At 70.9% G+C, this 18,303-nt stretch carries 20 protein-coding genes; 9 read left to right on the top strand and 11 right to left on the bottom strand.

Features of this window, described 5'->3' with window-relative positions; genetic code table 11:
- The first annotated feature begins 112 nt into the window (after positions 1-112).
- On the top strand, positions 113-478 hold the full coding sequence (locus MFF30_RS19690; protein ID WP_238281356.1) for a hypothetical protein: 366 nt from the start codon (positions 113-115) through the stop codon (positions 476-478).
- Positions 479-548: 70 nt separating this feature from the next.
- Complete coding sequence (gene panC / locus MFF30_RS19685) at positions 549-1,403, top strand: pantoate--beta-alanine ligase (protein WP_238281354.1); 855 nt, start codon at positions 549-551, stop codon at positions 1,401-1,403.
- On the opposite strand, the gene MFF30_RS19680 is transcribed toward panC, so the two are convergent.
- From MFF30_RS19680 to MFF30_RS19645, 8 genes are all read right to left on the bottom strand, one after another.
- A complete protein-coding gene (locus tag MFF30_RS19680; RefSeq protein WP_238281351.1) occupies positions 1,400-2,797 on the bottom strand; it encodes an extracellular catalytic domain type 1 short-chain-length polyhydroxyalkanoate depolymerase in 1,398 nt (465 codons plus the stop codon). The two genes, panC and MFF30_RS19680, sit on opposite strands and share 4 nt — an antisense overlap.
- A 148-nt stretch (positions 2,798-2,945) precedes the next feature.
- Positions 2,946-3,371, bottom strand: coding sequence for a ribbon-helix-helix domain-containing protein (locus MFF30_RS19675; RefSeq protein ID WP_238281349.1), 426 nt, complete (start codon positions 3,369-3,371; stop codon positions 2,946-2,948).
- A 165-nt stretch (positions 3,372-3,536) separates the two neighbouring features.
- Complete coding sequence (gene dnaQ / locus MFF30_RS19670) at positions 3,537-4,262, bottom strand: DNA polymerase III subunit epsilon (RefSeq protein ID WP_238281347.1); 726 nt, start codon at positions 4,260-4,262, stop codon at positions 3,537-3,539.
- A gap of 58 nt (positions 4,263-4,320) precedes the next feature.
- Positions 4,321-4,929, bottom strand: a complete 609-nt coding sequence (coaE, locus tag MFF30_RS19665) for a dephospho-CoA kinase (protein ID WP_238281345.1) — start codon at positions 4,927-4,929, stop codon at positions 4,321-4,323.
- On the bottom strand, positions 4,926-5,759 hold the full coding sequence (locus MFF30_RS19660; RefSeq protein WP_238281343.1) for a shikimate dehydrogenase: 834 nt from the start codon (positions 5,757-5,759) through the stop codon (positions 4,926-4,928). The genes coaE and MFF30_RS19660 overlap by 4 nt, the downstream gene beginning before the upstream one ends.
- Positions 5,756-6,718 (bottom strand): cation diffusion facilitator family transporter, encoded by a 963-nt coding sequence (locus MFF30_RS19655; protein WP_238281341.1) that lies wholly within the window; start codon positions 6,716-6,718, stop codon positions 5,756-5,758. Before MFF30_RS19655 ends, MFF30_RS19660 begins: the two co-directional genes overlap by 4 nt.
- 88 nt (positions 6,719-6,806) lie before the next feature.
- The gene (hemJ, locus tag MFF30_RS19650; protein WP_373320949.1) at positions 6,807-7,253 is read right to left on the bottom strand and encodes a protoporphyrinogen oxidase HemJ; all 447 of its coding nucleotides are present in this window, start codon (positions 7,251-7,253) and stop codon (positions 6,807-6,809) included.
- Between the two features lie 3 nt (positions 7,254-7,256).
- Positions 7,257-8,402 (bottom strand): uroporphyrinogen decarboxylase, encoded by a 1,146-nt coding sequence (locus MFF30_RS19645; RefSeq protein WP_238281339.1) that lies wholly within the window; start codon positions 8,400-8,402, stop codon positions 7,257-7,259.
- Between the two features lie 520 nt (positions 8,403-8,922).
- On the opposite strand from MFF30_RS19645, the gene MFF30_RS19640 reads away from it, so the two are divergent.
- The 4 genes from MFF30_RS19640 to MFF30_RS19625 all read left to right on the top strand — a co-directional run bounded on the left by MFF30_RS19640 (position 8,923) and on the right by MFF30_RS19625 (position 11,439).
- Positions 8,923-9,753, top strand: a complete 831-nt coding sequence (locus tag MFF30_RS19640) for a pyruvate, water dikinase regulatory protein (RefSeq protein ID WP_238281337.1) — start codon at positions 8,923-8,925, stop codon at positions 9,751-9,753.
- Positions 9,754-9,781: 28 nt separating this feature from the next.
- On the top strand, positions 9,782-10,399 hold the full coding sequence (locus MFF30_RS19635) for a Maf family protein (protein WP_238281412.1): 618 nt from the start codon (positions 9,782-9,784) through the stop codon (positions 10,397-10,399).
- A gap of 130 nt (positions 10,400-10,529) precedes the next feature.
- The gene (locus MFF30_RS19630) at positions 10,530-10,880 is read left to right on the top strand and encodes a lysozyme inhibitor LprI family protein (RefSeq protein ID WP_238281335.1); all 351 of its coding nucleotides are present in this window, start codon (positions 10,530-10,532) and stop codon (positions 10,878-10,880) included.
- Positions 10,881-10,950: 70 nt separating this feature from the next.
- Positions 10,951-11,439 carry a hypothetical protein gene (locus MFF30_RS19625; protein WP_238281332.1) on the top strand — a complete coding sequence of 163 codons (489 nt, stop codon included), beginning with the start codon at positions 10,951-10,953 and terminating at the stop codon, positions 11,437-11,439.
- Positions 11,440-11,462: 23 nt separating this feature from the next.
- On the opposite strand, the gene hisG is transcribed toward MFF30_RS19625, so the two are convergent.
- The 3 genes from hisG to hemH form a co-directional block, all read right to left on the bottom strand.
- A complete protein-coding gene (gene hisG / locus MFF30_RS19620; RefSeq protein ID WP_238281330.1) occupies positions 11,463-12,446 on the bottom strand; it encodes an ATP phosphoribosyltransferase in 984 nt (327 codons plus the stop codon).
- On the bottom strand, positions 12,439-13,614 hold the full coding sequence (locus MFF30_RS19615) for an ATP phosphoribosyltransferase regulatory subunit (protein WP_238281328.1): 1,176 nt from the start codon (positions 13,612-13,614) through the stop codon (positions 12,439-12,441). Before MFF30_RS19615 ends, hisG begins: the two co-directional genes overlap by 8 nt.
- Before the next feature lie 77 nt (positions 13,615-13,691).
- The gene (gene hemH / locus MFF30_RS19610; protein WP_238281326.1) at positions 13,692-14,780 is read right to left on the bottom strand and encodes a ferrochelatase; all 1,089 of its coding nucleotides are present in this window, start codon (positions 14,778-14,780) and stop codon (positions 13,692-13,694) included.
- 125 nt (positions 14,781-14,905) lie between these two features.
- On the opposite strand from hemH, the gene MFF30_RS19605 reads away from it, so the two are divergent.
- The 3 genes from MFF30_RS19605 (at position 14,906) to MFF30_RS19595 (ending at position 18,251) form a co-directional block, all read left to right on the top strand.
- A complete protein-coding gene (locus tag MFF30_RS19605) occupies positions 14,906-15,859 on the top strand; it encodes a class I SAM-dependent methyltransferase (protein ID WP_238281325.1) in 954 nt (317 codons plus the stop codon).
- 158 nt (positions 15,860-16,017) lie between these two features.
- Complete coding sequence (locus MFF30_RS19600) at positions 16,018-17,547, top strand: bifunctional metallophosphatase/5'-nucleotidase (RefSeq protein ID WP_238281323.1); 1,530 nt, start codon at positions 16,018-16,020, stop codon at positions 17,545-17,547.
- Entirely contained in the window at positions 17,547-18,251 is a 705-nt protein-coding gene (locus MFF30_RS19595) for a uracil-DNA glycosylase (protein ID WP_238281321.1), read from the top strand. The genes MFF30_RS19600 and MFF30_RS19595 overlap by 1 nt, the downstream gene beginning before the upstream one ends.
- Positions 18,252-18,303: the final 52 nt, after the last annotated feature.

The following is an 18,303-nucleotide window of genomic DNA, read 5'->3' as shown; positions in this document are numbered from 1 at the left end:
TTCCGCAGCGGCCGCCCGGCACCACGGGCGTCGACACCAGTCTCGCTTAACCTTGCGTTTACCCTGATCGGCGACGGCTGGGGGATCAGAGGGTTCGGTAATGCGACGGGGCATGACGGCACGGTTCAGGCTCGCGGCGGCGGGATTGCTCGCGGGCCTGCTGCCGGTGGGTGCGGCCGACCTCGTGGAGCCGTTCGCACCGCTGCCGGGCACCGCGCGCGGTCCGGACCTCGCGCCGATGCCCCGTTACTTTCCGCGCGCGGAGGGCGAGGAATCCAGCGGCGCGCGCTTGGCACCCGTCCGCCGTCAGGTCCTGCGCTGCCGGGTGCGACGGGTTCCGATCCCTACCGACGCGCCCGACGATCCGAGCTATGTCGGCTCGGCCTACGGCCTGGGCAAGCCGAGCTATTACGGGTTCACGCCACCGCTGGGAGTGGACGATCCCTACGGCCGTCCCCTGCTGCCCTACTGTCCCTGACGGCTGGCGCCGGAGCGTCCAGGTGATTAGGTCTGGCGCCGTTCGCCGGACGCATTCACGAGGTCACCCCTTGTCCCACACTTCCCTCTCCCGGTTCACGGCGGTCACCCCCTTGCGCGCCACGGTCGCCGCCTGGCGCGGGGCCGGCGACCGCGTGGTGCTGGTGCCCACCATGGGCGCCCTGCATGCGGGCCACCTCACCCTGATGGCGCGGGCGAAGGCGCTGGGGGAGCGCGTGGTGGCGAGCATCTTCGTCAACCCGACGCAGTTCGGCCCCACCGAGGATTTCTCGCAGTATCCGCGCGACACCGAAGCCGACCTCAGACTTCTCGCCGAGGCGGGGGTCGACGCAGCCTACCTGCCGGAGGTCTCGGAGATGTACCCCGCGCATTTCTCGACCCGGATCGAGGTCGGCGGCGTCACCGAGGGCCTGTGCGGGGCCTACCGGCCGGGGCACTTCTCCGGGGTCGCCACCGTCGTGACGAAGCTCCTCAACCAGGTCCAGCCGGACCTCGCGCTGTTCGGCGAGAAGGATTTCCAGCAGCTCCTCGTGATCCGGCGGGCGGTGCGCGATCTCGACCTGCCGGTGGAGATCCAGGGCGTGCCGACCCTGCGGGAGGCTGACGGCCTCGCCCTGTCCTCGCGCAACCGCTACCTCGACGCCGAGGCGCGGGCCCGAGCGCCACGCCTGCACGCGGTCCTGTCCGACATCGCCGCCGGCCTGGCGGACGGTGCGGAGGCGGGTCCCCTTCTGAAGCAGGGCCGCGCCGAACTCGCTGCGGCGGGCTTCGATCCGGTGCAGTACCTCGAGGTCCGCGACGCCGAGACCCTGGCCCCGATGGAGCGGGCCACGCGGCCCGCCCGGGTGCTGGCGGCGGCCTATCTCGGCCGCACGCGCCTCATCGACAACGTGCCGGTGGGCTAGGCCCGGCCGGCTCCGAGCGGGTTCGCCCGGAAGAAGTCGAGCATCGCCCGCGAGGCGTCGGGTCCGCGCGGATCGGTGTAGCTGCCGGCCGAGTTGCCGCCGGACCAGGCATGGCCGAGACCGCGCACGATCCAGCCCTCCACCGCGACCCGGCCGGTCCCGTCCGTGTAGCGGGTGCGGGTGTAGGACAGTCCGCCCGGGCTCACCGCCTCGGCGCTCTCGGGCGTCAGGCCGTCGATACCGGCCTGGGCCAGAGCCTGCTCGCCGTTGCGCAGGTTGACCGTGCCGTCGCTCTCGCCGTGGAACACGATGGTGGGCACGCGGACTTCGGACATCGTGCAGTCGGCCGGCGCCACGGGCCCGAGGCGCATGACGCTCAGGGCCGTCGAGACATCGCGGGCGCAGCCGGCGGCGAGACCCGAATGGATACCCACCGCCGCGTAGAGGTCGGGGTAGACCCGCGCGATGTTCACCGCCGCCGCACCGCCCGCCGACAGGCCGGCGATGTAGACCCGCGCCGGGTCGACCCGGTGCTCGGCGATGATCGCCCGGGTCAGCCCCGCGATGATGCCGGCCTCGCCGGAATCGCGGCCCTGGTCGCCCGGCTGGAACCAGTTCCAGCAGCGCTGGCCGTTGGCCCGCCCGCTCTGAGCCGGATAGGCCACGAGGAAACCCTCCGCCTCGGCCAGGGCGTTCATGCCCGTGCCGGCGGCGAAATCGTCGGGCCCCTGCGTGCAGCCGTGCAGCATCACCACCAGGGGCAGGTTCGGCCGGGCGTCGCTGGGGACGAACAGCTTGTAGTCCCGCCCTCCGGCCGCGTTGGAGAAGCTGTGCTCGGTGAAGCTGCCGCCCTCGGTGAGAGGCGCGCGCTTCTGATTGAAGCCGCCGATCCCGCCCAGGCCGCCGGGGAGGCCCGCGCCGAAGCTCGAACCACCAAGTCCCGAACCACTGAGACCCGAGCCGCCAAGCCCGGACCCGAAACCCGCGTTCTGGCTCCCCCCGCGCCCGGCCTTACCGAGGCCCCCGAGCACGGGGGCGATGCCGCGCGTCACGGTCTCGACGACCTTGCGCAGCTTCTCGGGGAGGATCGCGGCGAGGGGCGCCTCCTCCGGTGTGGCGGCCGGTGCCGCCTTCGCCTTGGCGCCTGTGCGCTCCGGACCCGAGCCGGTCTCGATGCGCTCGGCTACCAGGTCGATGGTGTGGGGGGCATTTACTGCCGCGTGCCCGGAGCCGGGCGTCGGCGATCCGGCGGAATGGGCGCCGGGCTGGCCCATCCCGTTCAAGCCGCGCTGGAGAAGATCCGTGGCGTCCTGCAGGCGCCCGGCGGCCGTAAGGCGTGTCGCCTCCATCATGTCGGCGAGGCGGTCCTGCAGCCGGTTCGAAGGATCGGTCATGGGTTTCGCTTTCCAATTCGGCGCGAGGCCGAACCATGCGAGGTCGGGAACGCGGGGAGACACGCTGTCTTACGAACCCCGAAGATTTCCTTCGAAGCGACGGGGTTCGGTTTCGCTCAGGGATCGACCGGCCGCATCGGCCTCGCCTTCAGAGGAACCGATCGGCCAGGGCGGCCTTCACGTCCGGCGTCGCCTGCAGGCTGCCCATCACCTCGATCGACGCGATGGCAGCGCGGGCGAGTTCGGGGGTGACGTCGGGGGCGATGCTGGCCAGGCCCAACACACGGATGTCGAGGCGGATGCCGCTCGCGCGAGCCGCCTCGAGTTCGGCCTTGTCGTAGCGGCGCAACCCGAGTTCGACGCCCTTGCGGGCCACGGATTGGCGCGTGACTTCGCCGTGGCGCGCGATCTGGTTGCGCACGGCGGTGCGGATGAAGTCGCTCCGGTTGGCGTAGACGCTTTCCGAGACGAGCAGGTCGATGTGACCAAGGTCTACGAAGCCGAGATTGATCGTGACCTTCTCGGTATCGCCGACCCGGATCGCGGCCTTCGGCTTGTCGACGAGATCCAACATCACACCTTCCCAGTACCATCCAGCTGGATGGTATATGGGAGGCTCATCCCGCGTTGCAATATGAATTGTTTTGCATCGCACAATCGTCGGGCGTGACGATGGTGTGGCGGGGCTTGGTTCCCTCGGACTCATTAACCCCGGGCCGCGAGGAATGTTCGCTCGGCATCACGCCGCCCCGTCCTCGCCGAGATAGGTGCGCCAGACCGCGTTGCCGCCGAGGGTGGCGATGAACGCCTCGTGGGCGGCGCGCTCGGCCTCCGTCAGGCGGTGGCGCAGCCGGCGCGGCCCCGCCGGCAGGCTCTCTCCGGCGCCGTCCAGGAGGGCGACCGGATCGTGGGTCTCGACCATGGAGAGCCCGAGGCTGGTCTGTTTGCCGCCGAGGAGCTCGACGTAGACCTCCGCCAGGATCTGCGCGTCGAGGAGAGCGCCGTGCTTGGTCCGCCGCGTCGTGTCGATGCCGTAGCGCGAACACAGGGCGTCGAGGTTGTTGGCCGCCCCCGTGTGCTTGCGGCGGGCGAGCTGGAGGGTGTCGACCACGTCGGCGAGGTCGATGGGCGGGGGGGCGGCCGCCCCGAGGCGGGCGTATTCCATGTTGAGGAAGCCGACGTCGAAGGGCGCGTTGTGGATCACCAGGGGCGCGTCGCCGCAGAAGTCGCGGAACGCGTCGACGATGTCGGCGAAGCGCGGCTTGTCGGCCAGGAAGGCGTCGGAGATCCCGTGCACCGCGAAGGCGCCCTGGGAGACCGGCCGGGTCGGGTTGACGAACTGGTGGTAGGAGCGTCCGGTCTGGACGTGGTTGATCAGCTCGACGCAGCCGATCTCGATCAGGCGGTCGCCGTTCTTGGCGTCCGTGCCGGTGGTCTCGGTGTCGAGAACGATCTCGCGCAGCATCGAAGGGTCCTGACAGGTGGCGTTCCGCCACCGGACCATGCGCCCTCCTAAGACGGCGTCAAGGCGCGCTCGTGTTCCCGCCCAGGCGCCGGATGATCGCCGCGACCTCCGCCTCGGCGTGCGCGAAGCCGAGGCTGGTGTCGAGGACGAAGTCGGCCCGCGCGCGCTTCTCGGCATCGGGCAGCTGCTTGGCGCGGATCGCCTCGAAGGTCGCCGCATCCATGCCGGGGCGGGCGAGCACCCGGGCGCGCTGCACCTCCAGGGGCGCGGTGACGACCAGCACCGCGTCGCAGCGCGCCTCGGCGCCGGTCTCGAACAGCAGCGGGATGTCGAGGAGCACCAGGGGCGCGTCGGCGTGGCGGGCGAGGAAGTCGCTCGCCGCCGCCTGGGCCAGGGGGTGGACCAGGGCCTCCAGAGCGGCCAAGCGATCCGGCGCACCGAGGACGGCCTCGCGAAGGCGCGTCCGGTCCACCGCGCCGTCCGGCGCCAAAGTGCCGGGAAAGGCCGCACCGATGGCGGGCGCCGCCGCGCCGCCGGCCGCGTAGAGGGTGTGCACGGCGGCATCCGCATCGTGCACCGGCACGCCGTGGCGGGCGAACATCGCGGCGGTGGCGGACTTGCCCATGCCGATCGAGCCGGTGAGGCCGAGGATGCGGGGGCGGGTCATGCGAGGTCCGCGACGATGCGGGCGCGCAGCTCCGGCGTCACGCTCGGGGTGACCCGGAACCAGCGGGCGAAGCCCGGCACCGCCTGATGCAGCAGCATGCCGAGGCCGTCCACCGCCGACAGGCCGCGCGCCCGCGCGGCGGCCAGCAGCGGCGTCTCCAGGGGCGCGTAGACGATATCGGCGACGGCGGCGTCCTCGGGCAGGTCGATGAGGTCCAGGGTGAGGGGCGGATGACCGACCATGCCGAGGGAGGTGGTGTTCACGAGGAGCCCCGTATGCGCCAGGGCGGTGGGCAGGTCCCGCCACGCCACCGCCTCGACCCGCGCGGGATCGAGGGCCGCCAGGGCCTCGGCCCGGTCCAGTGTGCGGTTGGCGACCCGGATGCGGGACAGGCCGCGCTCCAGCAGGCCGACTACGATGGCGCGGGCGGCTCCCCCGGCGCCGAGCACCAGGGCGGTACCGGCGCCCCGTTCGGTCCAGTTCGACCCGAGGGTCTGGTCGAGATGGGCGATGAAGCCTGGCGCGTCGGTGTTGTCGCCGCAGAGGCGCTCGGACCCGTCGAAGAACAGGGTGTTGACCGCCCCGATTTTTGCCGCGCGCGGAGTGAGCGACTCCACCAGCCGGAAGGCTGCCTCCTTGTGCGGGATGGTGACGTTGCCGCCGGCGAATCCGTTCTCGCGCAAGGAGGCCAGGAAGCCCGGAAAGGCCTCGGGCGTCACGTCGATCCGCTCGTAGCTGCCCGCGATGCCGTGTTCGTGCAGCCAGTGGCCGTGAATCAGGGGCGAGCGGGAATGCCCGATCGGGTGGCCGACGACGAAGGCGCGGGTCATGGGGTGCAGTCTCCGGCCAGGATGCAGGCGGGGCCGCCCGCTTCCTCGATCTGAAGCGTGGCGTGCGCGATGCCGAAGCGGGCCTTCAGCTCGGCGGCGGCGGTGTTGAGGAAGGCGTTGCCCGGATGGCGTTCCGCCATGACGAGGTGGGCCGTCAGGGCGATGTCGGTGGTGCTCATCGACCAGATGTGGAGGTCGTGCAGGTCGGCGACGCCGGGGCGCCCCCGCAGGTAGGCGCCCACCGCCGCCGGGTCGATGCCGGGGGGCACCGCCGAGAGGGACATCACCACGCTGTCGCGCAGCAGGCCCCAGGTCGCCCAGACGATCAGGCCGGCGATGACGAGGCTGACCACGGGGTCGATCCAGGCCGCCCCCGTCAGCACGATGATCAGACCGGTGATCACCACGCCGGCCGAGACGGCGGCATCCGCCACCATGTGCAGGTAGGCACCCCGGATGTTGATGTCGCTGCTGCCCGAGGCGAAGAGCCAAGCGGTGGCCCCGTTGATGAGGATGCCGATGCCGGCCACCACCATCACGGTCAGGCCCGCCACCGGCTGCGGCTCGGGGGCGATCAGGCGGGCGACGGCCTCCCAAGCGATGGCGCCGGTGGCCACCAGCAGGAAGACCGCGTTGAACAGGGCGGCGAGGATCGACGAACCGCGCAGGCCGTAGGTGAAGCGGGCGGTGGGCGCGCGCTTGACCAGCACCGAGGCGATCCAGGCGACGATGAGCCCGAGCACGTCCGAGAGGTTGTGGCCGGCATCCGCCACCAGGGCCATGGACTCGCTGGCAAAGCCGTAGATCGCCTCGATGATCACGAAGGCGATGTTCAGGGAGATGCCGATGGCGAAGGCCCGCCCGAAAGTGGCCGGCGCATGGGAATGGCCCCCATGGGAATGCCCACCGCCGCCGTGCGCGTGGCTATGGTCGTGACGATCGTGCGCGTGCTCGGCCATCAGGTCCGCCTCGGTTCAGTCCTTTCCCTCCCCCGTGCGGGGCGGGGAACGCGTCCTCCCTCGCGGGAAACGCGCTGATTGGGACCGCTCACCCGAAACTCGGCTTCACGGCGGCCAGGATCACGATCACGATCATGAGGAGCGTCGGCACCTCGTTGAGCACCCGGTAAAACTTGTGGCCCCGCGTGTTCCGGTCGGCCGCGAAGTCCTTGACCATCCGGGCGAGCCAGCCGTGGACGCCGCTCATGGCCAGCACCAGGACAAACTTCGCCTGGAGCCAGCCGGCCGCGTAGTAGCCGCTCATCCAGGCCAGGATCAGCCCGAAGATCCAGGTGGCGATCATCGCCGGGGTCATGATCGCCTTCAGCAGGCGCCGCTCCATGACCTTGAAGGTCTCGGACTGGGCCGCTGCGTGCGGCCCCGGCACCAGGGCGGCGTGATAGACGAACAGGCGCGGCAGGTAGAGCATCGCCGCCATCCAGGAGATGAGCGAGACGAGGTGCCCGGCCTTGAGCCAGGGGTAAAGGCTGTCCACCCCTCAGCCCCGGAGCCGGGCCAGCATGCGCTCGACATGCGCGATCGGCGTCTGCGGCGTGATGCCGTGGCCGAGGTTGAAGATGTGCGGCAGGCCGTCCGTGGCGGCCAGCACCCCGTCCACCGCCGCGTCGAGGGCCGCGCCCCCCTCGATCAGGGTCTCGGGATGGACGTTGCCCTGGGTCACCGTGGTGGCGGGCACCCTGTCGCGCAGGGCCTTGAGGTCCACCGACCAGTCGACGCCGACCGCGTCGGCGGCGGTCTCGGGCACCACGCGGGCATGGCCGTCGAGGCCGGAGCCCCGCGCGAACACGATGATCTTCGCGCCCGGCACGCGGGCCCGGACCCCGGCGATCATCCGGGCGATGGGCTGGAGCGACCAGCGCGTCAGGGCATCGCGCTCGCCGGCTTCGGGCAGAGCGCTCTCGGAGACGTCGTTGACCGCCTCCTCGGAGGGCTCACCCGCGCCGCGCGCATCGGGCAGGGCGCCGGCATGGGATTCGAAGATCTGCACCGCGTCGGCCCCGGCCTCGAGCTGGCGCACGAGATACTCGGTCTGCACCGTGACGAGGCGGTCGATCAGCGCCTCCACCAGGGCGGTGTCGTGCCGGGCGAGCGCCCGGGCGGGGGCGAGGTCCGGCGTGCCGCGCCCGCCGATCATGTAGCTCGCCACCGTCCAGGGCGCGCCGCAGAAGCCGAGCAGCGTGGTCTCGTTCGGCAGCTCGGCACGCAGGCGCCGAACGGTCTCGAAGACCGGTGCCAAGTGCGCGAAAATCGCCGGGTCGCCGGCCTCGCGCAGGCGCTCGAACTCGGCCCGGCCCGCCATGGCGTCGAGGCGCGGCCCCTCCCCTTCGACGAAGCGCACGTTCTGACCGAGCGCGTCGGGGATCACGAGAATGTCGGAGAACAGGATCGAGGCCTCGAAGCCGAAGCGCCGGATCGGCTGCAGCGTCACCTCGGTGGCGAAGTCCGGATTGTAGCAGAGGTCGAGGAAGGAGCCGGCCCGGGCCCGGACCTCACGGTATTCCGGCAGGTAGCGCCCGGCCTGGCGCATCATCCAGGCGGGGGGGCGGCTCTGCGCCTCGCCTGCGAGAACCCGCAGGACCACGCGGTCGGTTTCACCGCGGTCCTCTGCAACAGCCTGGCTCATCCGATCTCCGACGTCCCGATCCCTTGGGAGCGGGTTGTAGCACCGAAGCGTCGGATGTCCTCCCCTCGAAAACCCCTTCCCTTCGGTTCGTCGCAGAGGCGCTCCGGACGTCGTCCCCACACCGGCCTTCTAAAAGGAAAGATAGATTCTAGGACTCTGTTTTTTCTTTTAGAGGGGCTCAGTGCGGGAGCGGAAAACCGTCCACAGGGCATCCCCGCCGCCACGGCGTTAAGCAGGCTTTAACGGATTGGGTCCAATATCCCGGATAGGCGATGTGCAACAGTGCCTTGCGTGCGCCCAACGGACGAGGTGCGCCCCGCGCTCCCGGATTCTCCCAAACCCGCGCCGGAACGGCGCCGGTTCGACGGCGTGTTGACGCCGGAGTCGACAAGACGGGGCAGGGACCGGCTGGACCCCTCGACGAAGCCGGCTTATCCACCCTTATCGACTCCCCTGACCGTGCCCGGTGGACAAGACCGCACGCGGTCCTGGCCGCGAGGCCGGAGGAGACTGCCCCTCGATGAGCCGTAGCTATTTCCACCTGCACCTCGTGTCGGATTCGACAGGGGAGACCCTCATCAACGTGGGTCGCGCGGCCGCCGCCCAGTACGAGGGCATCTCGGCGATCGAGCACGTCTATCCCCTGGTGCGCTCGGGGCCGCAGCTGGAGCGGGTGATCTCCGAGATCGAGGCCGCGCCCGGCCTCGTGCTCTACACCCTGGTGGGGCACGACCTCACCGAGCGCCTGGAGGCGGCCTGCCGCGAGACCGGCTCGCCCTGCCTCTCGGTGCTGCAGCCGGTGCATGCCCTGCTGCAATCCTATCTCGGCGCGGATTCGACGGCCCGGCCCGGCGCCCAGCACATGCTCAACGCCGAGTACTTCAAGCGCATCGACGCGATGAACTTCACGCTCCTGCACGACGACGGCAACCTGCCGCCCAACGTGGACGAGGCGGACGTGATCCTCATCGGCGTCAGCCGCACCTCGAAGACCCCGACCGCGATCTACCTCGCCAATCGCGGCCTGAAGACCGCGAACTTCCCCCTGGTGCCGGGCATGCCCCTGCCCGAGAGCCTCGAGAACGCGCGAAAACCCCTCCTCGTCGGGCTGCTGGCCAGCCCCGAGCGCATCGTGCAGATCCGCCAGAACCGCCTCCTCAGCCTGAAGGCCGACGATTCCTCGCTCTATGTCGACCGCAGCGCCGTGGCTGACGAGATCGCGGCCTGCCGCCGGCTCTGCGCCAAGCACCGCTGGCCGACCATCGACGTGACGCGGCGCTCCATCGAGGAGACGGCCGCCGCCATCGTCGATCTGCACCGCGAGCACCGCCTCAAGTTCATCGCATCCTGAAACCGGGGCTCCCATGACCACGGCTCCCATGAGCGCGACCCTCTGGCGCGGGGCCCAGCCCCTGCTGCTCGCCTCCACCAGCCCGACCCGGCGCGGCCTCCTCGAAGGATCGGGCCTCATCGTGGAGACCGAGGCGCCGGGGGTGGACGAGCGCGCCGTGGAGGCGGCCTGCGCCGGCCTGGCGCCCGACGCCCTGGCGCTGCGACTGGCGGAGGCGAAGGCGGGCGCCGTGGCGGCGCGTCACCCCGGCCGCGTGGTGATCGGCGCCGATCAGGTGCTCGATTGCGACGGGACGCTGTTCCACAAGCCGGCGGACCTCGCCGCGGCCCGCGACCAGATCGGGCGCCTCGCCGGGCGAAGCCACGCCCTGCATTCCGCCGTGGCCCTGGCGGTGGACGGCGCCGTGGCCGAGCGCTTCGTGGCGACGGCTCGCCTCACCATGCGGCCCCTCGATCCGGGACAGATCGCGGCCTACGTGGATCTGGCGGGCGCGGACAAGGTCCAGGCCAGCGTCGGCGGCTACCAGCTCGAAGGCCTCGGCATCCACCTGTTCTCGGAGATCGCGGGCGACCATTCCACGATCCTCGGCCTGCCGCTGCTCCCGCTCCTGGCGCGGCTGCGGAACCGGGGTTTGCTCGCTTTCTAAGCAGGTCCGCGCTGGCAAGCCAACGCTTCACCCTGCTCAGCTCTTTGATATGTCGCAGGTTTTGGCCGCAAGACCGGCGACAACTTTTGCGAACCCTGCTCAGGATCGACTTCACCCCATGAGGCCCGGCATGACCCGATTCCCCCGCTTCCTCCTCGGCACCCTTCTGCTGACGCTGGCCTCCGCCCCGGCTTCCGCCGCGAGCTTCCCCTGCGACAAGGCCGAGACGCCCGACGAGAAGGCGATCTGCGCGCACCTCCCCCTCAACGACCTCGACGTCGAGATGGCGACGCGCTTCGAGATCCTGCGGGCCATGCTCCCCATGGGCGGCAACGCCAAGCTGCGCGAGGACCAGGAGACCTGGCTCACGGAGCGCCGCACCTGCGGCGCCGACACCGCCTGCCTCAAGCAATCCTACGAGGGCCGGCTGAAAACCCTGCGGGCGGTGTTCTCGGAGTTCGCCAAGCAGGGTCCGCTGTAGTTGCAAGGTTGACGGATTCTCGGCAAGGCTGCGCCCGATCCGATCTTCTCTGGACGCCGAGTCTCGTATCGTGGGTGTCCCCGTCGGCGCAACCAGCCGGATCAGCGATCGCCTCCGGCCCTCGGCGCGCGCGCTGATCTGGTTCCTCACGTGGTTGGTGATCATCGGACACCCCCTCACGAGCTCTTTCTATTGGGGCATCATGCTGGATACGGGCGTCTTGCCGCACGATGCGGACAGCATCGGCATTCCGATCTTCGCCGACCTGATCGGCGCCCTGATCACGGCCGTCCCGATGCTCGGCCTGACGAAGCTCGCCCTGGTCTTCAAGACCGGCCCGTTTCGCCTCTGGAGCTGGAGCGGGTGCCGGCCGATCCTATCGACCCTCTGGTCCATCGCTCTCGGAGGTCCCGCGATCTATCTGGCGTCTCTGATCGTGCGTGACGTCGTCGATCCGAAGTCTTGGTACGATTATGTCTGGTTTCCGCACATGGCGGTGTTGATCGTTTGGTTGCTCGTCCTGCGGGGGGCCGCTTTATCTCGGGACGGTGCGCGCTGAGGGCACGTATCGACCTCGTCGCCTCATCCTAGCCGGCTCAGCAACCGGTCCATCAGCGGGTTGTCCGGCGTGAAGGCGTAGTCGATCTTGCGCACGTTCACGGCCCCCGCGCCGGCCTTGACCAAGGCGTCGGCGAGATCGAACACCGCGTCGACGGGGCAGTGCAGCACCATCTCGCCGCCCCGGCCCTCGGGGGCGCCGTAGGGCAGCGCGGCATCGTGTAGGGCGGCGATGCCGGCCAGATCGATGTCGCCGTCGTCCGGCATGGCCGCGCGGACCTCGCGGGTGGTCCGCGCCCGCTCCTCGGCCTGGATGCGGCCGAGGACGGCCCGCAGGGCCCGGCGCTGGGGCTCGCCCCAGGGCGCGTTCAGGGAGGCGACGAGGTTCGCCTCCGAGCGCAGAATGATCCCGTCCTCCAGGATCTTCAGGGCGTTGGCGGCCAGCGTCGCCCCCGTGGTGGTGATGTCGACGATGATCTCGGCCGAGCCCGCCGCCGGCGCGCCCTCGGTGGCGCCCAGGCTCTCGACGATGCGGTAATCCGCGACCCCGTGCTCGGCGAAGAACCGGCGGGTGAGGTTGATGTACTTCGTGGCGATGCGCAGGCGCTGGCCGTGGCGCACCCGCATCTCGGCCGCGACCTCGTCGAGGTCGCTCATGGCGCGCACGTCGATCCAGGCCTGGGGCACGGCGACGACGACCGTAGCCTGGCCGAAGCCGAGCGGCGTCAGGAGTTCGACCTGGCCGCGCGCGTCGGGCAGCGACTCGCGGATCAGGTCCTCGCCGGTGATGCCGAGATGGGCGGCGCCGCTGGCGAGCTGCGCCGCGATCTCGGAGGCCGAGAGGTAGCGCACCTCGACGCCGGGCACGCCGACGAGTTTTCCGCGATAGTCGCGGGCGCCGGTGTTCTGGGCGAGCTTGAGACCGGCGCGGGCGAAGAAGGCGGCGGCGTTCTCCTGCAGCCGTCCCTTCGAGGGAACCGCCAGGACGAGGGAATCCGGTTCAGCCAACGGTCGCGTCCTTCGGGTTCGAGGCATCGGCCGCCACCCGCGAGAGCCAGACGGCGCAGCCGACGGCGGGCACCGGCACGGGGCTGCCGAGGTGCTGGAGCAGCCCGTCGTAGCGGCCGCCGCCCACCAGGGGCGCCGTCGTGCCCGGCGCCGTGCCCTCGAAGATGAAGCCGGTGTAGTAGTCGAGGTTGCGCGCGAAGCCGCCGGAGAAGCGGAAGCGGTCCACGGCGAGGCCCCGGGCGGCCATGAAGCCGGTGCGCTCCTCGAACAGGTCGAGGGCCGCATCGAGGGGCGGATGGTCGAGGCCGGCCTCCTTCACCAGGGCGCGCACCGCCGCCGCCGCGCTGTCGGGATCGCCCGCGATGGCGCGGTAGCGCTCGATGACGGCGCGGTTCTCGGAATTCAGGCCGGAGCCGCCGCTCGCCTGCGCGGCGGCCTTGGCGAGGAAGCGCTCGGCGATCTCGCCGGCGCTGCGGCCGCCGACGCGGGAGATGCCGGCGATCGACAGCACGTCCTCCACGAAGGCGCGCACGCCCTTGGGGTCCTGGCCCTGGATCGCGGCCAGCAGACCTGCATGCGGGTCCTCCGCGCGCAGGCCGTTAGTGATCGCGTCGAGGGAGCGGCCCGCCGCCAGGGCGCGCAGCGTCCGGCGCTTGGCGGTGGGAGGCACGCCGAGGGCGTCGAGCAGGGCGTCGACGAGGCCCATGTCGCCAAGGCGGATCGCGATGTCGCTGCGGCCCATCAGGGCGAGGCCTTCCAGGGCGAGGCCGATCACTTCCGCGTCGGCGGCCGGCGTGTCGGTGCGCCCGACCGACTCGATGCCGGCCTGGAGGAACTCGTCCGGCTCGTCGCCGGCCAGCCGGAAGACGGGTCCGAGATAGCTGTAGTCGGCGCCCTGCGGCGAACCCTTCGGAGTGCGCGCGAGGTGGTGGCGGCAGACCGGGATCGTGAATTCCGGCCTGAGGCAGAGCTCGGCGCCCGAGGCGTCCTGCGTCACGAAGATGCGCCGGCGGATGTCCTCGCCCGACAATTCGAGGAAGGGCTCCACCGGCTGCAGCACCGGCGGCGTCACGGCGCCGTAGCCGGCCTCCTGGAAATGGCTGAGCAGGCGCAGGTGATCCTGCGATTGTTCGCCGGCGGTTCCCCCGCCTGCCTCCGGTCTCGTCATCGTATCGCCTGCCGCTTCGTCGCCGGCCCTAGTAGCAACCGCCCTCGCGCTTGGCGACTGCCCCCACTCACGGATGCCTAGACCCAGCCCTGCAACTCGCGCCGGACCACGGTCTCGATCACCCGCATGCCGAGGTCGCTGTCGTTCAGACAGGGGATGTAGGCGAAGCGCTCGCCGCCATTGTCCTCAAAGTAGTGGCGGTTCTCGCCGTCGAGTTCCTCAAGGGTCTCGAGGCAGTCGGCGGTGAAGCCGGGCGCCACGATCGCCATGCGCTTGACCCCGCTCTTGGCCAGATTCTGCACCGTCTCGTCGGTGTAGGGCCGTAGCCATTCCTCGTTTCCGAAGCGCGACTGGAAGGTGGTGCGCATCTTCTCGGTCGAGAAGCCGAGCGCCTCGCGGATCAGGCGGCCCGTCTTCACGCACTGGCAATGGTAGGGGTCGCCCTTGAGGAGGTAGCTCTTCGGCACCCCGTGGAACGAGGTCAGGATCACCTCGGGTTCGAAGTCGAGCTTGGCCAGGCCCTCGCGGATCGAGGTCGCCATCGCGTCGATGTAGACCGGGTCGTCGTGATAGGGCGGCGAGACGCGGACCGTCGGCTGCCAGCGCATCTGCATCAGGGCCTTGAAGGCCTGGTCGCAGGCGGTGGCCGAGGTCGCGGCGGCGTACTGGGGATAGAGCGGCACCAGAAGGATACGGTCGCAGCCCTGGTCGAGGAGCGCCTGGATGCGCACCGAAACCTCCGGCTTGCCGTAGCGCATGGCCCAGTCGACCACGACCGAATCACCCATCGCCGCCTGCAGGCGCTCGGCCTGGCCGCGCGTGATGGTCTTCAGGGGACCCTCGTCGCGCTCGTTGTTCCAGACGGACGCGTAGTCGCGGCCCTTCGGCCCCGGGCGCTTCGTCAGGATGACGAGGTTGAGGAGCGGCCACCAGATCAGGCGCGGGACCTCGATCACCCGGCGGTCGGAGAGGAACTCCTTCAGGTAGCGGCGCATCGGCCAGTAGCTCGTGCCCTCGGGCGTGCCGAGATTCATCAGGAGCACGCCGACGCGGCCCCAGCGCACGGGCGGATGCTCGGTCGGCAGGGGCGCGCCCTGCGGCAGGGATGCCTGGGTCTGGAGCGACAGGCCGTCCTGCGGGAGCGGCGGTGCGACGCGTTCGTTCATCGGGTTTCCGTATCGCTCTGGAGGTGAGCGCTTGAGAGCGGCGGGTTCACAAAGGTTGTGTCGTTGGGGATATCTATCTAGAGCACGGAGCCTTCCAGCGATCACGCGATGGATGAAGGCGCGACATGCCGTCTCCCCGGTACTTCCTCAACCACTTCATGCCCTTCACCGGCTATCCCTATACGGGGGGGCCGACCGCCTGCAATCTCTGTGGCTCGGCGGATTCCGTGACGATCGCCGAGAGCGACCGCCGGCTGAAGCGCCTGACCTCCGTCGCCTGCACCCAGTGCGGCCTGATCCGCACCGATCCGATGCCGACCCCGGCCGAGCTGTCCGCCTACTACGCCGACGCCTACCGGGCCGATTACCAGCTCGCCTTCGCGGGCGGCCCGCCCCGCGTCCACCTCAAGCGCTCGGCCCGCGAGGCCGCCGGCCGCGCCGAGCTCCTGGCTCCCAAGCTGAAGCCGGGCGCTCGCGTGCTCGATTTCGGCTCGGGCTCGGGCGAGTTCCTGGCCGAGGCCCGCGCGCGGGGCTGCGAAGCCATCGGCATCGAGCCGGGCCGGGACTACGCCAACTACGCCCGCACCCATCACGGGGTCGAGGTGCTGGACGATGCCGGCGACGAGCGCTTTCCGGAAGGACATTTCGACGTCGTCACGACACGGCACGTGCTCGAACACCTGCGCGACCCGGCCGACGTGATGGAACGCCTGTCCCGCTGGCTCAAACCCGACGGCGTGCTCTTCGCGGCCGTGCCCGACATGGCCACCACCGGCAAGCCGCCGCACGAGCGCTTCCACTTCGCCCACGTCCACGGCTTCGTGCGCGAGACCTTCGACCTCATGGCGCGCCGGGCCGGCCTCGTGCCGCACCCGGACTACCCGCGCGAGGACACCACCGTGGTCTACGCCAAGACCGACGCGCCGCCGGTCGCCCTGGCCTGCCCCGGCCTCGCCCGGCGCCTCGCCGTCGAGCTGAAGCCGACGCCGCCCGTGGTCTTCCTCGTCTCCGGCGCCTGGCTCTGGCCGATGCTTCGCCGCAACGCGAAGGCCGTGCGCGACACCTTCGTGTCGCGCTGAACAACTGCGTGTCGCGTTAAGGCTGGGCGGAAAGGCTGACAGGTGGTCGCGGGCCTCGCGCGCGATCGCCCCGTCGTCGTAGCACCTTCGTCGACGGTATCTTAAATACAGGGTGCCCCGTGGCGGCATCGCGCCGCCCGCCCCGCGAGATGCCTGCCATGACGAGCCCCAACCGCCGCCAGACGCTCGGCCTCGGCCTCGGGGCGGGCCTGACCGCCGGCCTCGGCGGCACGGCCGTAGCCGCACCGGCCCCGGCATCCGACCCGACCTTCACCCTGCTCCTCGTCAACGACCTCTACCAGATGGCCGAATCCGACGGCCGGGGCGGCTTCGCGCGCCTCGCCGCCATCGTGAATGCGGAGCGGGCCCGCGGCGTGCCGCTGCTCTACGTCCACGCCGGCGACACGCTCTCGCCCTCGCTGATGTCGGGGATCGACCGGGGGGCGCACATCATCGAACTCCTCAACATCGCTCCCCCGGACGTCTTCGTGCCGGGCAACCACGAGTTCGATTTCGGCCCGGCCATCTTCGCCCAACGCATGGGCGAGGCGACCTTCCCGGTGCTGGCCGCCAACCTGCGGGACGAGGGCGGTCGCCCGCTGCCCGGCCTGCGCGACCGCATGGTGGTGCCCCTCGGGGGCCTCCGGGTCGGGCTGGTCGGGATCGCGCTGGCGAGCACGCCCGAAAAATCGCAGGCCGGCAGCTTACGCTTCGAGCCCGAGATCGAGACACTGTCCCGTCAGGTCCAGGCCCTGCGCATGGAGGGCGTCGACCTCGTCGTCGGCATCGGCCACACCGACCGGGCCACGGACGACGCCATCGTGGCCGCGCGCCTCGTGGACATCCTGCTCTCGGGACACGACCACGACCTTGTGCTGCGCTACGACGGCCAGACGGCCATGGCCGAATCCGGCTACGACGCCCAGTACGTCACCGCCATCGATGTCACCGCCACCGTGAGTGGTAGCGGCCGGACGCGCAGCGTCGCGTGGCGCCCGAGCTTCCGCATCCACGATTCCGCTCAAGTCACCCCCGATCCCGAGACCCTGGCCGTGGTGCGGCGCCTGGAGGCCTCGCTCTCCCGCGAGCTCGCCCTGCCGGTGGGACAGATCCGCGATCCCCTCGACAGCCGGACGGCGTCGGTCCGGGTCCGGGAGGCGAGCTTCGGCAACCTCGTGGCGGATGCGATGCGGGCCTCGACCGGCGCCGAGATCGCGGTCATCAACGGTGGCGGCATCCGGGGCAACCAGCTCTACCCCGCGCAGACGATGCTGACCCGGCGCGACATCCTCAGCGAACTGCCCTTCGGCAACACCATCGTGATGGTCTCGCTGACCGGCGCGCAGGTGCGCACGCTGCTGGAGGGGGCGCTCGCCGACTGGGGCCGCCCGGCCGGGCGCTTCCCACACGTCTCCGGCCTTGTCGTGACCGTCGATCCCGCCGCGCCGATGGGCCGGCGGATCGCCGCTCTGACCGTGGATGGCGCACCGATCGAGCCGGAGCGCAGCTACACGGTGGCGGCGAACGACTTCCTCTACGAAGGCGGCAACGGCTACGGAGAACTCGCCCGTGGCCGCACCCTGGTGGGCCGGAGCGACGGAAAGCTCGTGGCCAACGAAGTCATCGCCTATATCCGGGCCCACGCACCCCTTCCCGCCCCCGCCGAAGGGCGCATCCTGGTCCGCTGATGTCCGACACCCCCGTCGCCGATGCCCTCGCGCGCTTCCGCGCCTCCGGCTCGTCCTGGCTCGCCCTGCCTTTCTTCGCAGGCGGCGCCGCCGACGCGGTGGCCGCCCGGGTCGATGCCCGCATCGCGGCCGGCGCGCAGGTGCTGCCGGCGCCGGAGTCCATCTTCAACGCGCTGACCCTCACGCCCCTGGAGCGCGTGAAGATCGTCATCCTCGGCCAGGACCCCTACCCGACCCCGGGCGACGCCAACGGCCTCGCCTTTTCGTATGTGGGTCCGCGGCGCCTGCCCGCCTCCCTCAAGGTGATCCTGGCCGAACTCGCCGAGCCGGGGGCCCCGCCGGTCAAGCCGACGCGGGGCGACCTGACGCCGTGGGCGCGCCAGGGCGTCCTCCTCCTCAACGCCGCCCTCACGGTGGAGGCTGGCAAGGCGGGAGCGCATCTGCGCTTCGGCTGGTCGGACCTGACCGACCAGGCCGTCGCGGCCGTCTCCGCCCGGCCCGAGCCGGCGGTCTTCCTGCTCTGGGGCGCCCAGGCGAAGGCCCGTGCCGCCCTTGTCGACGCCGAGCGACACGGGCTCATCGAATCGGGGCATCCGTCCCCGCTCAATCGCGCGCGGGACTTTCCCGGCAGCCGCCCCTTCGCGGCTGCCAACGCCTGGCGCGCGGCGCGCGGGCTGAGCCCCGTCGACTGGCGCCTCGGCTGAGGCGGGCGGCGCGATTTGACGAGGCGCCGGCGCGATCTATGTGAGGCCCCTA

Origin of the sequence: Methylobacterium goesingense (assembly GCF_022179225.1) — a bacterium.
GTDB classification, from domain to species: Bacteria; Pseudomonadota; Alphaproteobacteria; order Rhizobiales; family Beijerinckiaceae; genus Methylobacterium; species Methylobacterium goesingense.
This window is presented reverse-complemented; position numbering and strand designations above follow the sequence as displayed.